Here is a 17,640-nt window from a genome sequence, read left to right on the forward strand (position 1 = left end):
GCAGCCGGTCACGAATCGTTACTTCCCGCTACTTCACGAGGTCGGCACGGAGGTCGTCCAGGACCAGGTCGCGGAGGTGACGCCGAGGCCGAGGTACCAGGTCTCGTCCGAGACGTCCTTGGCCTGACCGGCCTTGACCGCCCTGAGGTTCTTCCACAGCGGGTTGGCCCGGGCGGTGTCGCGCCTGGTGGCCTCGGGTCGCCGTAGACGCCGGTGAAGATCCAGTCGGCGTCGGCCTGGTCGATGTTCTCGGGACTGATCTCGGCGGCGAGGTCGTCGATCTGCTGGTTCTCGGGCCGCGGCAGTCCGGCGTCCTGGAGGATCGTGCCGATGAAGGACGCCTTGGCGTACAGGCGGATGCGGTCCGGGAGGTAACGGACCATGGAGACGGTCGGCTTGTCCGGGCCGACGTCCTCGCCGAGCTTCTTCGCCTTCGCCTCCTACGCGTCGAGCGCGGTCTCGGCCTGGCTCGTCCTGTCCAGCGCGGCGGCGTTGAGGAGGTAGTTCTCCTTCCAGGTGAAGCCCGGGCGGACGGAGAACACGGTCGGCGCGATCTTGGAGAGCTCGTCGTACTTGTCGGCGGCGCGCAGCTGGCTGCCGAGGATGAGGTCGGGCTTCAGACCGGCGATCGCCTCCAGGTTGAGGCTGTTGATCGTGCCGACGTTCTTCGGCTCACCGGCGCCCTTCGCCAGGTACGAGGGGATGGCCGCCTCGCCCTCGGACGGGGCGTAGCCGACGGGCTTCACGCCCAGCGGGACGACGTTGTCGAACTCGCCGACGTCCAGGACGACGACGCGCTTGGGCGCGGCCTTGATCCCGGCGCTGCCCATGGCGTGGGTGAGCGTACGGGGGGACTGGCCGGCCTTCGCGTCCGTGCCGTACGCCGCGGTCTTCTTCGCGGCGTCGCCGAAGTCCTTGCCGCCCGTGGCGACGGCAGCCTTCCTGTCGGCGCCGGCGTCGGCCTTGCCGCCCGAGGCGTCGCCGCCGCACGCCGAGAGGGAGAGGGCGGCAGCCACTGCCAGGCCGACTGCGGCGGTACCGCGGCGACGAAGGGACATCTTTTGCTCCAGCTCGGGGCCCGCACAGGAAATTCTTAGGATTGCCTCACCTTAGTCAGGGATATCAGCGGCAGCACAGTCACCGCCCTCCCCACAGGCGAATCCGGACATCACCACCCTTATGTGTGAAGTGTGGTGGCTGGTGTTGTTCGGCAGGAAGTGCGAAAACTAGCTTCGGTTGCCGGAGGTGACCGCACCATGACTGCCTGTGCCATCGAGAACGAGACCGCCGGAGCGGCGGCGGGTGCCACGACGCCGGAACCCGAACCCGAACCCGCGAGACCGGACGGGTCCGGGGAGCCGGAGGGACCGCGCGCGACCGCGGACGGGGAGGGGGCCGCGGGGACCGGCGAGGCGGGCCGCCTCGCGGAGCCTGCGGGGCGTGGCGGAGCCGCCGGGCCCCTGGCCGCCGCGTCCGTGGTCGCCCTGTCCGCAGCCGTCGTGCCCGGGGCCGAGGTCCCCGTGGGGGCGAGGGTGCCGGGTGCCGGTACTCCCGGCGCGGCCACGTCCGCCGGGGTTCTCGGAGCCGGCTGGACCCGCGTGGCCACGACCGGCGCCCCGGTCCGTGGAACCGCCCCGGTCCGCGCGGCCGACGGGTCCAATCCGGCCGGGAGCGCGGCGGAGTCCGGCGGGAACACCCCGCCTGCCCGGAGCGGCGAGCAGCCCCCGGCCGTCGCGCAGCCCGGGGCCGCCGGGGACGAGGAGCCGGTCCCGCACGGAGAGTTCGACCGGACCGGTCGGCACGGAAGGCTCGACAGGTTCACCCCGCACGGGGAAATCGACCCAGCCGGCCTGCACGACGGGTTCGGCCAACCCGCACCGCACCATGAACCCACCCCAACCGGCCTGCACGACGGATTCGACCAACCCGCACCGCACCATGAGCCCACCCCAACCGGCCTGCACGACGGATTCGACCAACCCGCACCGGCCCGCGCCGGCGGCCCCGCCCGCCACCCGGTCCCGTCCGACGCGCCCCAGCGCCTGGCGCCGCGCGTCCTCACCATCGCCGCCGACCACTCGTACGCTGCCCGGCTGACCACCGCCGCCGGAGCCGATCCCGCCTGGTTCCCGGAGCGCTGGACGCTCGACGGCCCCGAGCCGTACGCCGTGCCCCTCCCCCTCGACCAGCCGGAGGAGGCCGACTCCGATGTGCTGCCGCTCTCCGACGGGCGGGTGCTGATCCGGCGGCGGGTGGCCGACCGGCACGCCTTCTCGCTGCTCTATCCGACCGGGCCCGCTACGGGTGAACTGCCCCTGGGCGCCATCGAGTGCACGGACCTGGTCCTCCTCCCGCCGCCCCCGGACGGCATGAGCGCCTACGCCCTGCTCCCCGGCGAACGCTCCACCGCCGTCTGGCTGGTCGCGGGCGGCGCCTTCGGGCCCGAGCACGTCGCGGACGTACCGGGGCAGTGTTCGGGCGGTGTCTGGCTGGACCGTGAGGGGCGACTGCTCGCCCTGGACCGGCAGTTGCCGGGTGGCGGCCCGGTGAAGGCGGTCGCCGTGGACCTGGTGCGGGGCGGCGAGGTGACACCGCTGCTGCAGATCGCGCCGGACAGCGACGACCGGCTGCTGCTGGCCGACGCCGACAGCGGGCTGCTGCTGATCCGCTCCGACGCCCCGGGCCGCGACCGGCTCGGCTGGGGTGTGCTCGGCAGTTCTCTGCCGGTGCGATTCCCGGAGTGCCTGCACCCCGCGGACCTGGCCGTGACGCCGTTCGCCGTGCAGCCGGGCCAGATGCTCATGCCGGAGAGCTGTGCCGTGGCGCTGCGGATCGACGGGGCGGCGGGCAGCTGGGTGGGGCTGTGGCGTCCGGAGGGACGCCGCCTGCACCAGTTCGCGGCGCCTGCGGGCTGGCTGGCCGGGGCAGGTTTCTGGACCCGGGAAGGGGTCCTGCACCTGCCGTACGAACAGGCCGGTGCGCCGTGCTCCGTGGCACTGATGGAAGCCCCGGCGGACGAGGAACACCGACCTGCCACGAACGGAACGGAACCATCCGCGACGGCCCTGTCTCCTGGTGTGTGCAGGCCCGTTCCACTCGGCCAGGCGCCCCTCACCAGCCGCACGGCACCTGGATGAACTCGGACCAGGGCCACGCAGTCGTTCCGCGCGGATACCGACGGTGACCGCGTCGGGTTGCGGTGGCGGGGCTTGCGACACACACGTACGCGATTTCAACGGGGTGACTTCCCACATGTCTGAAGCCCGAACCGACACGACCCAGACACGTCCGCCGGGGGCGGACCGGGACGGAGCCGGCTCCGGAAAGCACCGAGGCGGCGAGTCGGCGGAGAGCACGAACGCGCAGCCGCACGGCCGCCACCGCCGTCCCTCCGAAGGGGGTGGCAGAGCGGCGGCCTGAACCGCGCCGCGCACCGAGGGCCGTCACAGCCGCCAGGCCGTGACGGCCCTCGGCCGTGGTGCCCGCTGCGGAACCCCTCGCTCGGCGGCCTGTCCACCCGGCGGTGCGCCCACCCGGCCGGGGAACGCGTCGACCGGACTCGACAGCCCCCGTCGGCCCCGGCCCTCATGGCGGGACGCTGCCGGAAACCGCTCCGCGAGGCACTGGGGGCACACAGCGGTCCGGTCATGCGCCCGACCGGGCCGGGTGCCGCCCCGCGGGCGCTGAAGGTGGCGGCCCTGATCGCGTTCTGCCTGCGCCCGCCGGAACCCGGGCACTAGCCTGTCCCCGGTCAACGAGGACACCCGCCCGGCAACGGGGCCTCGCGGGGGCGCGGGCCGGGATCATCGGTCGCGGAGGGATGCATGGCCGACGAGATCGGTCGCGGAGGGATGCATGGCCGACGAGAAGCAGCGGGACCACGGCGTGGGAGATGTCGCGGAGCGCCGGGCCTGGGCCGCCGTCGCCGTTCGCCAGGCGCACGAGCTGTGGCCCCACGCGCGGAAGAATCCACAGTCGGTGGCGTTACGCTTCGTGATCGAGCATCTGGCCACCGTCGAGAGGCTGTTACCGGCAGAGGACTCGGCCCGAGCGGCCGTCGTGCCCTGGCTCGGGCTGTTGACGCAGGCACGGCTCATGGGTCAGCCACACCCGGATCCGCAGGAGCGGGCGGCCGCCCTGGGCCATCTGCGGTGGACCGACCGCGTCCGGCCGCTTGACGACCGTCTCGCCATTTTGGCCCGGAACAGCCTGGCCGAGCTGCTCGTCCCACCCGGCATTCCCCGGGAGGTGTGCGACGGCTCGGGCCCGCCGGCTCTGGCCGAATCCTTGCGGGAACAGCTGACCGAGGCCCTGGAGGTCCTCGCCCGCATCATCGCCGGGGACCTGTCGACGCGGGAGAGGGTGCTGGCCGTCATGGAGCGAGCCGCGACACTGCTGTCCTCGCTCCCCGGCACACCCGCGGGGAGTCCGCAGTCTCCGCCCCAGGTGGACGACGACACCGGGGATGCGGCCGGGCCGGCCGGTGCGGTGCCTCGTGGGGAGCCCGTGGAAGCGGCACCGGCCGGCCTCCTCCAGGGCGTGGTGGACTGGGCTCGCCGGGACGCGGCGCATTTCGCGCGTCTGCTGGAGTGGCTGTGCGTCACCATGCACGATCCCCGGGTCTCCGAGGCGGACGCCGTCCGGGAGGTGTCGGATCTGGGGCTGGACCATCCGCGGTTCGCGTCGCTGCGTGAGCTGCTCGCCGTGATCAGATCGGACGGGCAGGACCCCCGGTCGCTCGCCCGACGCGTCCGCAGCGCCGCGCAGGAGGCCAGGGAGGTGATGCTCGCTCTGCCCGCGGACGCGCCCGAACGGATCCGCGTCGCCAAGTTCCACGCGGTCCTGCTGGTGGCGGGCAGCCTCCGGATGCCCGGAATGTTCGACTTCGGTGAGGTGGACGCAGCCGCGATGCGGCCGGACCCCGACCCCGCCGCGCGTTCGGCCTGGCAGCGAGAGCTGAGCCTGGAAATGATCCTGTGCACCATGATCGACAATCTGTGGGTGTCGGACGGCGAGCTCGCACGCCTGGAGCGGAGCGCCGCATGGCTCCGGGAGCAGATCGACGCCCTTCCGGCGGACGGGAGGAGGGCCGCGGCCGCCCGGCGGTACCTGACCGCACTGCTCGCCCATCGCATCTCCACCGCCGCCACGGTCGGAGGCAGCCTCCAGGACGGCGTCGCAGCCCTGTCGATGGCCGAGGGGCTGCGTGCTGCCGATGAACGCGACGAGGTCCAGGCGCTGTTCAGTCTCATGGCCGGGTTCCAACTGGCACGCCGCAGCCGGGACCGGGCCGCACTGGTCCGCGCGACGGAGGACCTGATCCGGACACTGGGCGACCGGTACACGTCCCCCGCGCCCGACGCGGGCACGGGCTTCGTCATCACTGGGACGCTGGGCCTGGCCCACGGCGAACGTGCGGCCCGCACCGGACACCCGGCCGACTTCCGAGCCGCCGCCCGGTATTTGCGGGAGGCGGTGGAGACCGATCCGGACACGGTCCAGCCGCTGTTCGCAGCGTCCTTCCGCACGGTGCGGGCCGAACTGATGGCCGAGCTGGCCGGGGTCGATCCCCGCCGGGAGGTCGTTGACCGCGCCATCGCGGAGATCCACCGGGTGATCGAGGAATCGCAGGCACCGCCCTGGGCGGAAGCCCGGCTGCGGCTCGCCCTCGGCCGGGCCATGCTCCGCGCGACCAACCACCGCAGTGACCTCAGCCTGCTCGACCCGTGCATCGCCGAACTGAGCCGGGTCCGCGCCCTGGCCGCCGAAGGCAACCGCCTGCCGTTGCGCGTCGAGGCTCTGACCGAGCTGTCCACGGCCTACTGGGTGAGCGCGGTGACCGGCGGCGGACGCGCGAGCGAGGACCGGAAGGCCAGTTTGGAGACCCGTCGCGAGGCGCTGGAGTTGATGGCCGCCGATGTCCTCCTCCAACTCGGCACCGAGAACGCCCTGTCGGTGGCCGGGGCCGCGACCGGCCACGGACTGTGGCTGGCCCTGCGGTGCGCGGAGGCCCGCCGGCCCGCCGAGGCCGTGGAGGCGCTGGAGCTGGGACGGGCCCTGGTGCTCCAGACCGCCGCGGCCGCACACGGCGTGCCTCGGTTGCTGGCGGACCGGGGCCACCGGGACCTGGCCGAACGGTGGCGGGCGCAGGCGCTGCGGCATCCGCTCACGCAGGATCCGGGCGAGGGCGACCGGCCCGACGGGCACGCGAGGGAGGAGCATCCCGCCGAGGGCGATCCGCTCCGGCCGAGGGGACCGGCCGTGGTGGCGGCGCCCGGCGCCGAGCTGCCGAGCAGCCTGCGACGCAAGGCGCTCGCCGCGCTGGGGGCAGGAAACGGCACCGGCGCCCGGGAATTGCTCGGCACTCCGGACGTCGCCGCACTGACCGCCGCGCTGGCCGCCTCGGGGGCGGACGCGCTGGTCTACCTGGTCCCCGGCGAGGGCTTCCGCCCTCATGTCCCGGGACGCGCGCTGATCCTGCGTCCCGGCGGCGCCGAGCCCGCCATGCTCTCCCTGCCCCTGTTGCTCTCCCCCGGCAGCCATGAGCTGGAGCACTATCTCGCCGCCGCCGCCGACCGTTCCCGCGAGGCGGCCGACCCGGGTGCGTCGCGCGCGTCGCAAGAGGCCGCCGAGACGCAATGGCGAGCGGCACTGAGCAAATTGTGCGACTGGGCCTGGGCAGCCGCCATGGGGCCGGTCCTCGAAACCCTGGAGCCCCTCGGCCGGCCGCCCCGGATCGTGCTGGTCCCCTGCGGCCCCCTCGGCGTCGTCCCGTGGCATGCGGCGCGCGCACACATCCCGCTGGGGGGCTACCGGTACGCCTGCCAGGACGCGGTGTTCAACTACGCCCCGTCCGGGGCGCAGTTCCTGCGGGCCGCCGCCCGCGACCGGCTGCCCGCAACCGGGCATCGGGTGCTGGTCACCGACCCGCGACTCAGCCTGGTGTGGGCCGAGATCGAGATGGAGGCGCTGCGTTCGGGGTGCTACCCGGACGCCCGGCGCTACGGCGAGTTCATGGCGGCCGAGGGCGTGCCGGATGCGGCGGGGAACTGTGAGGATCTGCTGGCCGTGCTGCCGGGCGGCGATCAGCCGGCGGCGGTCGTGCACGTCTCCTGCCACGGCGTGGCCGGTCCGAGTCCTACACGATCGGCGCTGTCGCTGGCCGACGGCGAGCTGACCGTCGCACGGATCCTGAACCACGCCACGACCGCGACGTCCGGTCCGGACGGACCGCTGGTGGTGCTCAGCGCCTGTGAGACCGACCTGAGCACGGGCGATCACGACGAGGCACTGACCCTCTCCACCGCCCTGGTCGCGCGGGGAGCGGCCGATGTCGTCGGCTCCCGCTGGGCCGTCAGCGACAGCGCGACCGCACTGATGATGACTGTTTTCCACCGCTTCCTCACCGGCCACAGCCTCGCTCCCGCCGACGCGCTGCGCGCCGCTCAGCTGTGGATGCTCGACCCGGACCGCCGGCCACCGCCCGGCCTGGGTGACCCGCTGCACCGTGAGGCCTCCCGCGCCGACCTGCACGAGATCCACCTGTGGGCCGCCTTCACCCACCAGGGCAACCCCGCGGCACGCTGAGCCGCGCCCGTGCAGCCCCGCGACGGCCGGGCACTCAGCCTGGCGGACGACCGGGTTGTTCCTGGAACGACGAAGGCCCCGGTGCCCGCACACCGGTTTCGGTTCCCTGCCGGAACGGCGCGACGACGGCACCGGGTCGGTCATGTGGCGCCGTGGCCGTCGGCGTGACCAGCCGGACCGGGAACGCCGATCCGTGGCCGGCCCGCGCCCCCGGCCCTCCTGGCCCGAGGCGCCCCGCCGCGGCCGGATCCGACGCGCCCCCTACGCTTCTCTCCCCACGGCCGCCTGCGTCGCGGGCTTCACCAGGACGGGCGTACCGGTCGGCTCCTCCGAGCTCCTGCGGGTACGCCCCGGCAGCCAGAGCAGCATCAGCACGGCCGCGCCCAGCAGCACGACGGTGGCGGTGCGGAAGGCCAGCGCGTAGCCGGCGGTGAGCTCCGCCGCCCCGGTGGACCCGCCGGTGCGGGCCGCCGCGACCGTGGAGAGCACCGAGAGGCCCAGCGCACCGCCCATCGTGCGGGAGGTGTTGACCAGTCCGGAGACGAGTCCGGCGTCGCCCGGTGCCGCACCGGACGTCGCGAGCGTGGCCAGCGGGGTGGAGGCGAGTCCGGCCCCGGCCATCATCAGGATCCCGGGCAGGCAGACGGCGGTGAGGTACGAGCCGTGCACCCCCATCGTCGACTGCCAGCCGAAGCCGGCGGCGGCGACCAGGACGCCGAGGACGGCCAGGGTCCTGGCACCGGTCCGCGCCATGATCCGGGGCGCGGTCTTGGAGCCGAGGACGACGGCGGCGGAGGTCGGCATCAGGGCCAGACCTGCCTGCAACGGCGTGTAGCCCAGCACGTTCTGGGCGTAGACGGTCATGAAGTACCACATGCAGAACGTCGCGGACCCCATGAGCAGCATCGACACGTTCGCCGACGAGACGGCCCGCACGCGAAGCACCCGCAGCGGCATCAGCGGGGCCGCCGTCCGCGACTCCACCAGGACGAAGACGCCCAGCAGCGCCAGGCCGGCGAGCAGCGGGACGAGCGTGTCGGAGGCGGCCCAGCCCGAGGCCTCGGTCTGCACGATGCCGTACGCCACCGCGGCGAGACCGGCCGTGACGAGCACCGCGCCCGGCAGGTCGACCCTGCGCCGGTCGCCGGCCCGGCCCTCGGCCAGCCACAGTGCGGCTCCGGCCAGGACGAGCGCGCCGACGGGTACGTTGATGAGCAGGACCCACCGCCAGGAGAGGGCGTCGGTGAGCACCCCGCCGATGAGTCCGCCGGCCGCTCCGCCACCGGCTCCGACCGCCATCCAGGTGCTGATCGCCTTGGTGCGGGCGGGGCCTTCGGGGACGGCCGCGGTGAGGATGGTGAGGGTCGCCGGGGAGAGTACGGCGGCACCGAGCCCCTGGGCGGCGCGGGCGGCGAGCAACTGCCAGCCCTCCTGGGCGAGTCCGCCGGCCAGTGAGGCCACGGTGAAGAGGCCCAGCCCTATCAGGAACATCCTCTTGCGGCCGTATATGTCGGCGGCCCGCCCGCCGAGCAGCAGGAATCCGGCGAAGGCGATGGAGTAGGCGTTGACGACCCATTGCAGTCCGGGGCCGCTCAGAGCGAGGTCGGTGCGCATGGACGGCAGCGCCACATTGACGACGGACACATCGAGGACGACCAGGAACTGGCCGGTACAGGCCGCCGCGACCACGGCCCAGGTGCGGGTCCTCGATCGGGCGGGCAGCCGCTTGGGCGTGGGGGCGTCAACCATGGGTGTCATACTCGCAGGCACCCTGTGCCCCGTACATCGGTTTCGGGTCGCGACCGGGGCTCGGTCCAGGGGCGTAGGACCTCGTTCCGGACCGCCGGACGTTCTTCTCCGTTCGCCGGAACACCTCGCGCGTGTCGCCGGAATACCTCGCGCGTGCGAAAGCGTTCAGTGTGCACACACTTGGCGGTCGGCGCCGCCCTCCCGGCGCGCCCCGCATGCTCCGCCCCGCTCGTTCCCCTTCCTCTCTGCCCCGCCCGGAGGCCCCACGTATGCAACGGACGACGAACGAACAGCAGCCCGGGGAACTCTCCGGTCCGCGCGAGGCGGGCCGGTCCGGTGGTGTCGTCCCCGTGCTCGCGTTCGCGGGAATCACCGTCGCGGTGATGCAGACCCTGCTCGTCCCCGTCATCAAGGACCTGCCGGTCCTCCTGGACACCGGCCCGGCCGACGCGACCTGGGTGATGACCGCCACACTGCTCGCCGGTGCCGTCTCGACCCCGATCATGGGGCGGCTCGGTGATCTGTTCGGCAAGCGGCGGATGCTGCTCGCCAGCCTCGCCGTGATGGTGTTCGGCTCGCTGGCCTGCGCCTCCACCGACGATCTCGTGATCATGATCGTCGGCCGGGCGCTCCAGGGCTTCGCCATGGGCGCGATCCCGCTCGGCATCGGCATCATGCGTGACGTCCTGCCGCGCGAGAAGCTCGGCTCGGCGATGGCCCTGATGAGTTCCTCGATAGGCGTCGGCGGCGGACTCGCCCTGCCCGCCGCCGCGCTCGTCGCCCAGCACGCGGACTGGCACGCGCTCTTCATCGGCTCGGCGGTCCTCGGGGTGCTGGCCATGGCGCTGACGGTCCTCGTCGTTCCGGAGTCGACACTGCGCGCCCCCGGCCGCTTCGACCTCGTCGGCGCGCTGGGCCTGTCGCTCGGGCTCGTCTGCCTGCTGCTCCCCGTCACCAAGGGCGGCGACTGGGGCTGGACCTCGCCCACCACACTCGGGCTGATCGCGGCGTCCGTGGTGATCCTGGTGCTGTGGGGGCTGTTCGAACTGCGCAGCTCGGCACCGCTGGTCGACCTGCGCACCAGCGTCCGCCGCGAGGTGCTGCTCACCAACCTCGTGTCGATCATGGTCGGGGTCGCCTTCTACGCCGTCTCGCTGGTCCTGCCGCAGCTGCTCCAGCTGCCGGCGTCGACCGGATACGGGCTCGGGCGGTCGATGGTGGTGGCCGGACTGTGTGTGGCGCCGCTGGGCCTGACCATGATGTTCGTGGCCCCGCTGTACGCCCGTCTCTCGGCCCGCCGCGGCCCGAAGGCCACCCTGATGCTCGGCATGCTGATCATCGCGATCGGCTACGGGGCGGGGCTGGGCCTCATGAGCGCCGCCTGGCAGACCGTGGTGATCGCGGTGGTGCTCGGGGCCGGGATCGGGCTCGCCTACTCCTCGCTGCCCGCGCTTATCGTCGGGGCCGTCGACCCGTCCGAGACGGGTGCGGCAAACGGCCTGAACACGCTGATGCGGTCGATCGGGACCTCGCTGTCGAGCGCGGTGATCGGCATGGTCCTCGCGAACACCTCGGTACGGATGGGGTCGGTGGACGTACCCACCATGGAGGGCTTCCGGACCTCGTTCGTGATCGCGACGGGTGCGGTGCTCGTCGGCCTGGTACTGGCGGCGTTCCTGCCGACACGACGGCCCCCGCGCCCGGTCCTGCTGGCGAGCAGCGCGGGCGACGCGGCCGACGCGGCCCGGGCCGCGGCCTCCGCCCCCGTACCGGCCGAGGTGCCCGTACCGGCCGAGGTGCCAGTGCCGGCCGAGGCACCAGTGTCGGCCGAGGTGCCCGTACGGCGCTGACGTGCGGGTCCGGGCGGCAGTGCCGTACGCCCCCGCCGGGATCCCCGGCGGGGGCGTACGGCACGATGGGCGCCGATCGACGCCCGTACCCCCTGGAGGAATCCGTGACCGCCGAGCCCGCCGTCGCACCCGAGCCGGAGGTCCTCGCCGCCTTCGAGGCCGCCAAGGGCTTCATGCCGCTGCGCGAGGGGCTCGCCCTGTACGCCGCGGCCGTCGGGGCCGCCGCACTCGGACTTCCGCTGCTGGAGGTCGGCACCTACTGCGGGCGGTCCACGATCCTGCTGGCCGCCGCCGCCCGCGCGGCCGGGGTGACGGCGCTGACCGTCGACCACCACCGGGGCAGCGAGGAGCAGCAGCCCGGCTGGGAGTACCACGACCCGTCCGTGGTGGATCCCGAGGTCGGCCTGATGGACACGCTGCCGGCCTTCCGCCGGACCCTGCACGCGGCGGGACTGGAGGAGCACGTGGTGGCGCTCGTCGGGCGGTCCCCGCAGGTCGCGGCCGTCTGGGGCGGGCGGCTCGGCTTCGTCTTCATCGACGGCGGGCACACCGACGAGCACGCGGGCGGCGACTACGAGGGCTGGGCCCCGAAGGTCGCCGACGGCGGTCTGCTCGTCATCCACGACGTGTTCCCCGACCCGGCGGACGGCGGCCAGGCCCCGTACCGCGTCCACCAACGGGCCCTGGCCTCAGGTGAGTTCACCGAGATCTCCGCGACGGACTCGCTGCGCGTTCTCCGGCGTACGGGACCGGGGACCGGGGACCACGGATAGCATCGCGGCGTGCGTGACGACGAGAGCCCTCCCCCCACTTCGCGCCCGGCGGCGCGCGTTCGGCCCCTGATCACCGCGGCGGCCCTGGCATCCGTGTGCCTGACCGCGGCCGGTTGCGGAGGCGGTGGCGTGACCGGCGGGGCCGAACCGCGTCCCGGCAGCGGCGCGGCCTCTTCGTCCCCTTCGTCCGCCCCGGCCGGGACGACGTCGCCGCCGTCCGCCTCGAAGAGCCCGTCCCCCGCGCCCACTTCCGGAAAGCCGCTGCCCGAGGGGCCGTTGACGGGCCGGACCGTGGTGATCGACCCGGGGCACAACCCGCGCAACCGCGACCACACGCGGGAGATCGACAGCCAGGTGGACATCGGTACCGGGCGCAAGGAGTGCGACACCACGGGAACCGCCACCGGCTCCGGTTACGCGGAGGCCCGGTTCACCCTCGACGTGTCGCGCCGGCTGCGGACGCTGCTGGAGGCCGAGGGCGCGAAGGTCGTCCTCACGCAGGACGACGACCGTCCGTTCGGCCCGTGCGTCGACGAACGGGCCCGGATCGGCAACGAGGCCGGCGCCGACGCCGTCGTCTCGGTCCACGCGGACGGTTCCGCGGTGGGCAACCGCGGCTTCCACGTGATCCTTCCCGCCGCGGTGCGCGGAGGTGCCGCGGACACCGCGGCCATCGTGGCCCCTTCCCGCGATCTCGGCGAACGGATCGCGGGCAATTTCGTACGCGTTACCGGAAGTGCTCCCTCCAATTACATCGGTGGCAATACCGGGTTGGACACCCGCGAGGATCTCGGCGGCCTGAATCTGTCGACCGTGCCCAAAGTGTTCATCGAATGCGGCAATATGCGTGATCCGAAGGACGCCGCCCTGCTCACGAGCGGGAACTGGCGCCAGAAGGCGGCCCTCGGCATCGCCGAGGGCGTCAGCAGCTATCTGAAGAGATAGTTCTGCGGTGATAGTGGCGACATTGGGGGGATGACCCGTCCGAGGTCCGGGCAGGAACACAACCCGCCCGGGCAGACGATAGATTCATCCGTACGATGGGGAGCCGCCCCGAGCTTCGCGCCGTACCCGCCGTACAGGCGGCATCGACGACCGCCCCGACGAGACGACCGACTAAGGACCTTCACGTGAATATCCGCTCCCTCACTCGAGGCGACGGCGTGGTGATCGGAGCAGCGGTCGTGCTGTTCATCGCCTCTTTCCTCGACCTCTCCGGCTTCGACTGCCCCTCGGGCGTCGACTGCTCCGGCTACAGCGCGAACGCCTGGGACTCGCTCTCACTCCTGATGAGCATCTACCTGGCCGGCATCATCGGTGCGGCGCTGCTGATCGTGAGCCGTGCCATGCCGGGCCGCAAGGTCGCTGGTTTCGAACTCGGCCAGTTCGGCGCCGCGTTCGCCGTGTTCGCGCTGTGGACCATGTTCTGGACGATCATCGACGCCAACGACGCCGGTGCCGGTCTGATCCTCGGCCTGCTCGCCACTCTCGTGCTGGCAGGCGGGGCGGTGGCCACCCCGCTGGTTCCCGCGCTCAAGGCCCCGCTCGTCGGCGCCCCGCGTCCCGCGCAGGCGGTGCAGTCCCCGTACGGCCAGCAGCCCGGCCAGGGCTACGGCTACCCCGGCGCCCAGCAGCAGCCCTACGGTGCGCAGCCGGGCCAGCCCCAGCCGTACGGCGCACAGCCCGGTCAGCCGGGCCAGCCCGGTCAGCCCGCCCAGGCCGAGCCCCAGCAGGCCGCTCAGCAGGCCTCGCAGGGCGGCGGAGCACCGGCCGGTGACTTCACGCCGTTCTGGTTCGCCGTGCCGGTCGCGCGCCCGCTCTACGGCGAGGACGGCGCCCCGACCCCGATCGCGGAGCTCGCACCGGGTACGTGGTACCTCGCGGTCGAGCAGCGCGGTCCCGGGCTGATCGCCCAGACGCAGGACGGCCGTCGTGGTGTGCTGCAGGACACCACGGGCATCCAGCGCGGCTGACGCATCCCGCACGTGTGACGGCCCCCGCCCACCAGGGCGGGGGCCGTCGTCGTCGGCGGGTGCTCAGCCGAAAGCGGCGCGCTCCAGCCAGAAGTCCAGCAGGCCCCTGTCCCCCAGCACCTCCAGCCCGCCCTCGTCCGGCTTCTGGCGGCGGTTGAAGGCCAGCATCAGTTCGGTCAGCGGGCCGCGCAGCGCCACCGTCGCCTTCTCGTGCGCGTGGCGCCAGGTGAATGCGTCCTCGCCGAACTCGATCAGCCATTCCGCGCCCGGCACGTCCGTGGCGTGCAGGTGCAAGGACCGTCCCCCGCCGCGCAGTTCGAGCGCCTCCGGGTCACCTTCGCTCTGGGCGAAGGAGACGATCTCCAGCCATTCGGTGATGATGTCGGCGGCCATGTCGGGGGCCACCTCGAAGCCGGTCCCCGCGGCGAGGGTCGCGTCCGCGCGGTGAACGGCGGTCTCGTGTGCCATGCGGCGGGCCCAGAAGGCCGTGCGCTGTTCCCGGGCCCAGGTCCAGAGGGCGGTGTCGGGGCCGGCCTCGCGCAGGGCGGCCGCCGTCGCGGCGGCGCCTTCGGCCAGCCAGGCGTCGAGTGCGGCGGGGTCGTCACCGGAAGGGCCGTCGGCGTCCGGCACGTCCTCGTCCGGCAGTTCCTCGGTGGTCCGGGTGCGGACGATCTCGCTCACCCAGCGGTGTGCGCCGCCGACATGGACGACGAGCTCGCGCAGGCTCCAGTCGGGGCAGCTGGGAACGCGCGCGGCGAGGTCCGCGTCCTTGAGGGTCTCCCTCAGCCTGTCGGTCTGGAACAGGATCTCGTCGCAGTATCGGTCGTGTGCAAGGGCGGTCATCCCCGCACCCTAGTGCGGACCCCCGCACACCCTCATCGGATTATCCGCCCAGCTGGGAGGTGGAGGGGACCTTGTCCTTCACCTCGGCGCCGGCGCTCTTCCCGGCGTCCTTGACGCTGTTGATGACGCTCTCGAACGCACCGACGTCCCCGGCGCCCGCCTCACCCTTGCCGATCTTGGTGGCCAGTCCCCTGAGCGAGGCGATTCCGGCGGTCAGCGGGGCGACTGCCTTCGACAGGAGCGGGTCGCCCTCGGCGTTGTCCGCCGCGGCCGTGAGCCGGTTGTACGCGCCCGCGAGCCCGCCTTGACGACCGCGGACGTGCGCCCGTCCGCACCCTTCTTGAACTTGCCCGCGCGGTACGGCTTCACGATCCACCGGTACGCCGCACCCGCCGCCGGCCCCGCGTCTGCCACGAACCGCGCCTTGGCGAACTTCTGCGCCTCGGCCGACGTCGTGGGGCTCGGCGTCACGGTGCTGCTCGCATCGGTGCCGTCACCGCCGCCGGCCCCGCAGGCGGTTGCTCCCACGAGGACCGCGCAGGACAGCAGCAGCGCCACGAGGAGCCGGCGGAGCGGTACGGAACGGGGCACGGCGGGCCGCCCTGACCGGGCGTTTCACGGTGAGTGGCGCTGCCCGTCACTCACCGCCAGGCTCGCCCGCGCGGGGGCGGGCAGCCACCCGGCACACGCCGTACGGGTTTCACCCACCGTAAAGCGGCAACCCGGAGAACATGTCTCCCAGAACAGGCTCAGGAAGCAGTACCGCCGCACGTGTCATAGCCGTCGTCGCGGACATCATGGCGTTCATCATCATCCTGTGGATCCTGATGTACCTGCTCGACGCCAACCGGGCCAACGACCTGGTGCAGTTCGTCCAGGACTCGGCCCACTGGCTGGCCGGCTGGTCGTACGACCTGTTCACGTTCGACGAAGCGTGGGCGCGGGTCGTCGCCGGCTACGGTCTGGCCGCGGCCGTCTACCTGTTCATCGGTCACGCCGTGGCGGGCCGGGTCCGCCGCTTCTAGCGGACTTCCCTCTCCCGGCAGCAGTCCGGTTCCAGGCCGGCCGGCAGCCGTTCGCCGCCGAAGACCGCGGTGGTCGCCTCGTCCCCCCCGAGCGCGGCCACCGCGAGCAGCAGCGAACCCGCCGTCCAGGTGGTGAGCTCCTCCGGCCAGAAGGCCCGCTTGCCCTCGAAGACGTATCCCGTCCAGTACATGCCGCCCTCGGCGCGCAGGTGCTGGACGGACTGCAGGATCTCCAGGGCCCGGTCGGACTCCCCCGTCACCCAGAGGGCCAGGGCCAGTTCGCAGCTCTCGCCGCCCGTGACCCAGGGGTTGGGCAGCACGCAGCGCACGCCGAGGCCGGGGACGACAAAGCTGTCCCAGCCCTCGTCGATGCGCCTGGTGGCGGCCGGCCCCGTGACCGCGCCGCCGAGGACCGGGTAGTACCAGTCCATCGAGTAGCGGCTCTTGTCCAGGAAGCGTTCGGGGTGGCTGCGGATCGCGTGGCCGAGTGCTCCGGTCGCGAGTTCCCAGTCGGGCTGTGGTTCCTCGCGTTCCTCCGCGAGGGCCAGGGCGCAGCGCAGGGCGTGGTGGACGGAGGAGGAGCCGGTCAGCAGCGCGTCGGTGACGGGGGTTCCGTCGGCCTCGCGCTTCCAGCCGATCTCACCGCCGGGCTGCTGGAGCCGCAGCACGAACTCGATCGCGGCGTAGACGGTCGGCCACATGCGGTCGGCGAACGCGTCGTCGCCGGTGGCGAGGTAGTGGTGCCAGACGCCGACGGCCACGTAGGCGCAGAAGTTGGTCTCGCGGCCGAGGTCGGTGGGCTGCTCGGCGTCGCCGTCGTGGTAGGCGGCGTACCAGGAGCCGTCCTCGTTCTGGTGGCGGGCCAGCCAGGCGTAGGCGCGGGCGGCGGCCTCGTGTTCGCCGGCCGCGTCCAGGGCCATGGCGGCCTCGGTGTGGTCCCACGGGTCGAGGTGGTGGCCGCGGAACCAGGGCAGTGCCCCGTCCTCGCGCTGCACGGCGCGCAGCGCGGCCACGGTCTCGGCGGCCTGCTCGGCGGTGAGGACTCCGGGCAGGACGAGGTGCTCGGTCCGCTCGGGAGTGCTCACGCCTCGGTCCTGGGGAGGTGCGGCTTGGTCGCGTACGCCACGAAGCTCTTGCCGACGACCGGGTTGAGGAGCTGCTCGGCGACCCGGGTGGCCATGGGCTTCTTCATGATGTCCCAGACCAGCAGCTTGTGGTAGGCGCGCACCGGCAGCGCTGCGTCGTTGTCGACGCCGAAGGCGCACTTGAGCCACCAGTAGGGGCTGTGCAGGGCGTGCGCGTGGTGGGTGCCGTAGGGCTTGAGTCCGGCGCCGCGGATCTTGCCGAGGAGTTCGTCGGCCTTGTAGATCCGGATGTGCCCGCCCTCGACCTCGTGGTACGCGTCGGAGAGCGTCCAGCAGACCTTCTCGGGGCCGTAGCGGGGCACGGTGATCGCGATCCGGCCGCCGGGCCTGAGCACACGGACCATCTCGGCGAGCACACCCTTGTCGTCGGGGATGTGCTCCATGACCTCGGAGATGATGACGACGTCGAACGACTCGTCGGGGAACGGCAGGTTGAGCGCGTCGCCCTCCATGGCGGTGGCGGTCGCGCCCTCGGGGGCCTCTCCGGCCTCCTTCATCGCGGCGAACCACTTCGCGACCTCGCGGATCTCCTCGGCGTTCCGGTCGAGTGCCACCACCTGGGCGCCGCGCCGGTAGCACTCGAACGCGTGACGGCCGGCGCCGCAGCCCAGATCGAGCACCCGGTCGCCTGCGGCGAGCGGGAAGCGGGTGAAGTCGACGGTCAGCACGGGGGCCTGCCTTCGAGGTCGGAGGTA

11 protein-coding genes and 2 pseudogenes are annotated in these 17,640 nt (G+C 73.0%); 7 read left to right on the forward strand and 6 right to left on the reverse strand.

Features of this window, described 5'->3' with window-relative positions:
* Positions 1-28: 28 nt before the first annotated feature.
* Positions 29-1,058, reverse strand: a pseudogene (locus tag OG524_RS10615) (ABC transporter substrate-binding protein).
* Positions 1,059-1,835: 777 nt separating this feature from the next.
* Here OG524_RS10615 and OG524_RS10620 point away from each other — a divergent pair.
* Both OG524_RS10620 and OG524_RS10625 read left to right on the forward strand, forming a co-directional pair.
* Entirely contained in the window at positions 1,836-3,137 is a 1,302-nt protein-coding gene (locus OG524_RS10620) for a hypothetical protein (protein WP_405812445.1), read from the forward strand.
* 718 nt (positions 3,138-3,855) lie between these two features.
* Positions 3,856-7,587 carry a CHAT domain-containing protein gene (locus OG524_RS10625; RefSeq protein WP_405809976.1) on the forward strand — a complete coding sequence of 1,244 codons (3,732 nt, stop codon included), beginning with the start codon at positions 3,856-3,858 and terminating at the stop codon, positions 7,585-7,587.
* Positions 7,588-7,848: 261 nt separating this feature from the next.
* Here OG524_RS10625 and OG524_RS10630 read toward each other — a convergent pair whose 3' ends face one another.
* The gene (locus OG524_RS10630; RefSeq protein ID WP_405391167.1) at positions 7,849-9,336 is read right to left on the reverse strand and encodes an MFS transporter; all 1,488 of its coding nucleotides are present in this window, start codon (positions 9,334-9,336) and stop codon (positions 7,849-7,851) included.
* A 269-nt stretch (positions 9,337-9,605) separates the two neighbouring features.
* On the opposite strand from OG524_RS10630, the gene OG524_RS10635 reads away from it, so the two are divergent.
* The 4 genes from OG524_RS10635 (at position 9,606) to OG524_RS10650 (ending at position 13,932) form a co-directional block, all read left to right on the forward strand.
* Complete coding sequence (locus OG524_RS10635; RefSeq protein WP_405809979.1) at positions 9,606-11,186, forward strand: MFS transporter; 1,581 nt, start codon at positions 9,606-9,608, stop codon at positions 11,184-11,186.
* Positions 11,187-11,359: 173 nt separating this feature from the next.
* A complete protein-coding gene (locus OG524_RS10640; protein WP_405393244.1) occupies positions 11,360-11,959 on the forward strand; it encodes a class I SAM-dependent methyltransferase in 600 nt (199 codons plus the stop codon).
* Between the two features lie 9 nt (positions 11,960-11,968).
* A complete protein-coding gene (locus OG524_RS10645; RefSeq protein ID WP_405391165.1) occupies positions 11,969-12,904 on the forward strand; it encodes an N-acetylmuramoyl-L-alanine amidase in 936 nt (311 codons plus the stop codon).
* 185 nt (positions 12,905-13,089) lie between these two features.
* Positions 13,090-13,932: a DUF5336 domain-containing protein gene (locus OG524_RS10650; protein WP_405391164.1), complete on the forward strand. Its 843-nt coding sequence runs from the start codon at positions 13,090-13,092 to the stop codon at positions 13,930-13,932.
* 63 nt (positions 13,933-13,995) lie between these two features.
* Here the strand turns inward: OG524_RS10650 and OG524_RS10655 are convergent, their stop codons facing one another.
* Both OG524_RS10655 and OG524_RS10660 read right to left on the reverse strand, forming a co-directional pair.
* Entirely contained in the window at positions 13,996-14,775 is a 780-nt protein-coding gene (locus OG524_RS10655; protein WP_405809981.1) for a maleylpyruvate isomerase family mycothiol-dependent enzyme, read from the reverse strand.
* Positions 14,776-14,815: 40 nt separating this feature from the next.
* A pseudogene (locus OG524_RS10660) lies at positions 14,816-15,366 on the reverse strand (hypothetical protein).
* A 140-nt stretch (positions 15,367-15,506) separates the two neighbouring features.
* Here OG524_RS10660 and OG524_RS10665 point away from each other — a divergent pair.
* A complete protein-coding gene (locus tag OG524_RS10665) occupies positions 15,507-15,800 on the forward strand; it encodes a hypothetical protein (protein WP_405391161.1) in 294 nt (97 codons plus the stop codon).
* Here OG524_RS10665 and OG524_RS10670 read toward each other — a convergent pair.
* Both OG524_RS10670 and OG524_RS10675 read right to left on the reverse strand, forming a co-directional pair.
* A complete protein-coding gene (locus OG524_RS10670) occupies positions 15,797-16,885 on the reverse strand; it encodes a prenyltransferase (RefSeq protein ID WP_405391160.1) in 1,089 nt (362 codons plus the stop codon). The genes OG524_RS10665 and OG524_RS10670 overlap by 4 nt on opposite strands.
* Positions 16,882-17,613, reverse strand: coding sequence for a class I SAM-dependent methyltransferase (locus tag OG524_RS10675; RefSeq protein WP_405809984.1), 732 nt, complete (start codon positions 17,611-17,613; stop codon positions 16,882-16,884). The genes OG524_RS10670 and OG524_RS10675 overlap by 4 nt, the downstream gene beginning before the upstream one ends.
* Positions 17,614-17,640 lie beyond the last annotated feature (27 nt).

This window comes from Streptomyces sp. NBC_01520, assembly GCF_045040375.1.
Taxonomy (GTDB): Bacteria; Actinomycetota; Actinomycetes; order Streptomycetales; family Streptomycetaceae; genus Streptomyces.

Bases quoted from the DNA above. Each gene is read 5' to 3' on its own strand.
- OG524_RS10625 (WP_405809976.1), top strand. From the start codon at position 3,856: ATGGCCGACGAGAAGCAGCGGGACCACGGCGTGGGAGATGTCGCGGAG.
- OG524_RS10630 (WP_405391167.1), bottom strand. From the start codon at position 9,336: ATGGTTGACGCCCCCACGCCCAAGCGGCTGCCCGCCCGATCGAGGACC.
- OG524_RS10635 (WP_405809979.1), top strand. From the start codon at position 9,606: ATGCAACGGACGACGAACGAACAGCAGCCCGGGGAACTCTCCGGTCCG.
- OG524_RS10640 (WP_405393244.1), top strand. From the start codon at position 11,360: ATGCCGCTGCGCGAGGGGCTCGCCCTGTACGCCGCGGCCGTCGGGGCC.
- OG524_RS10655 (WP_405809981.1), bottom strand. From the start codon at position 14,775: ATGACCGCCCTTGCACACGACCGATACTGCGACGAGATCCTGTTCCAG.
- OG524_RS10665 (WP_405391161.1), top strand. From the start codon at position 15,507: ATGTCTCCCAGAACAGGCTCAGGAAGCAGTACCGCCGCACGTGTCATA.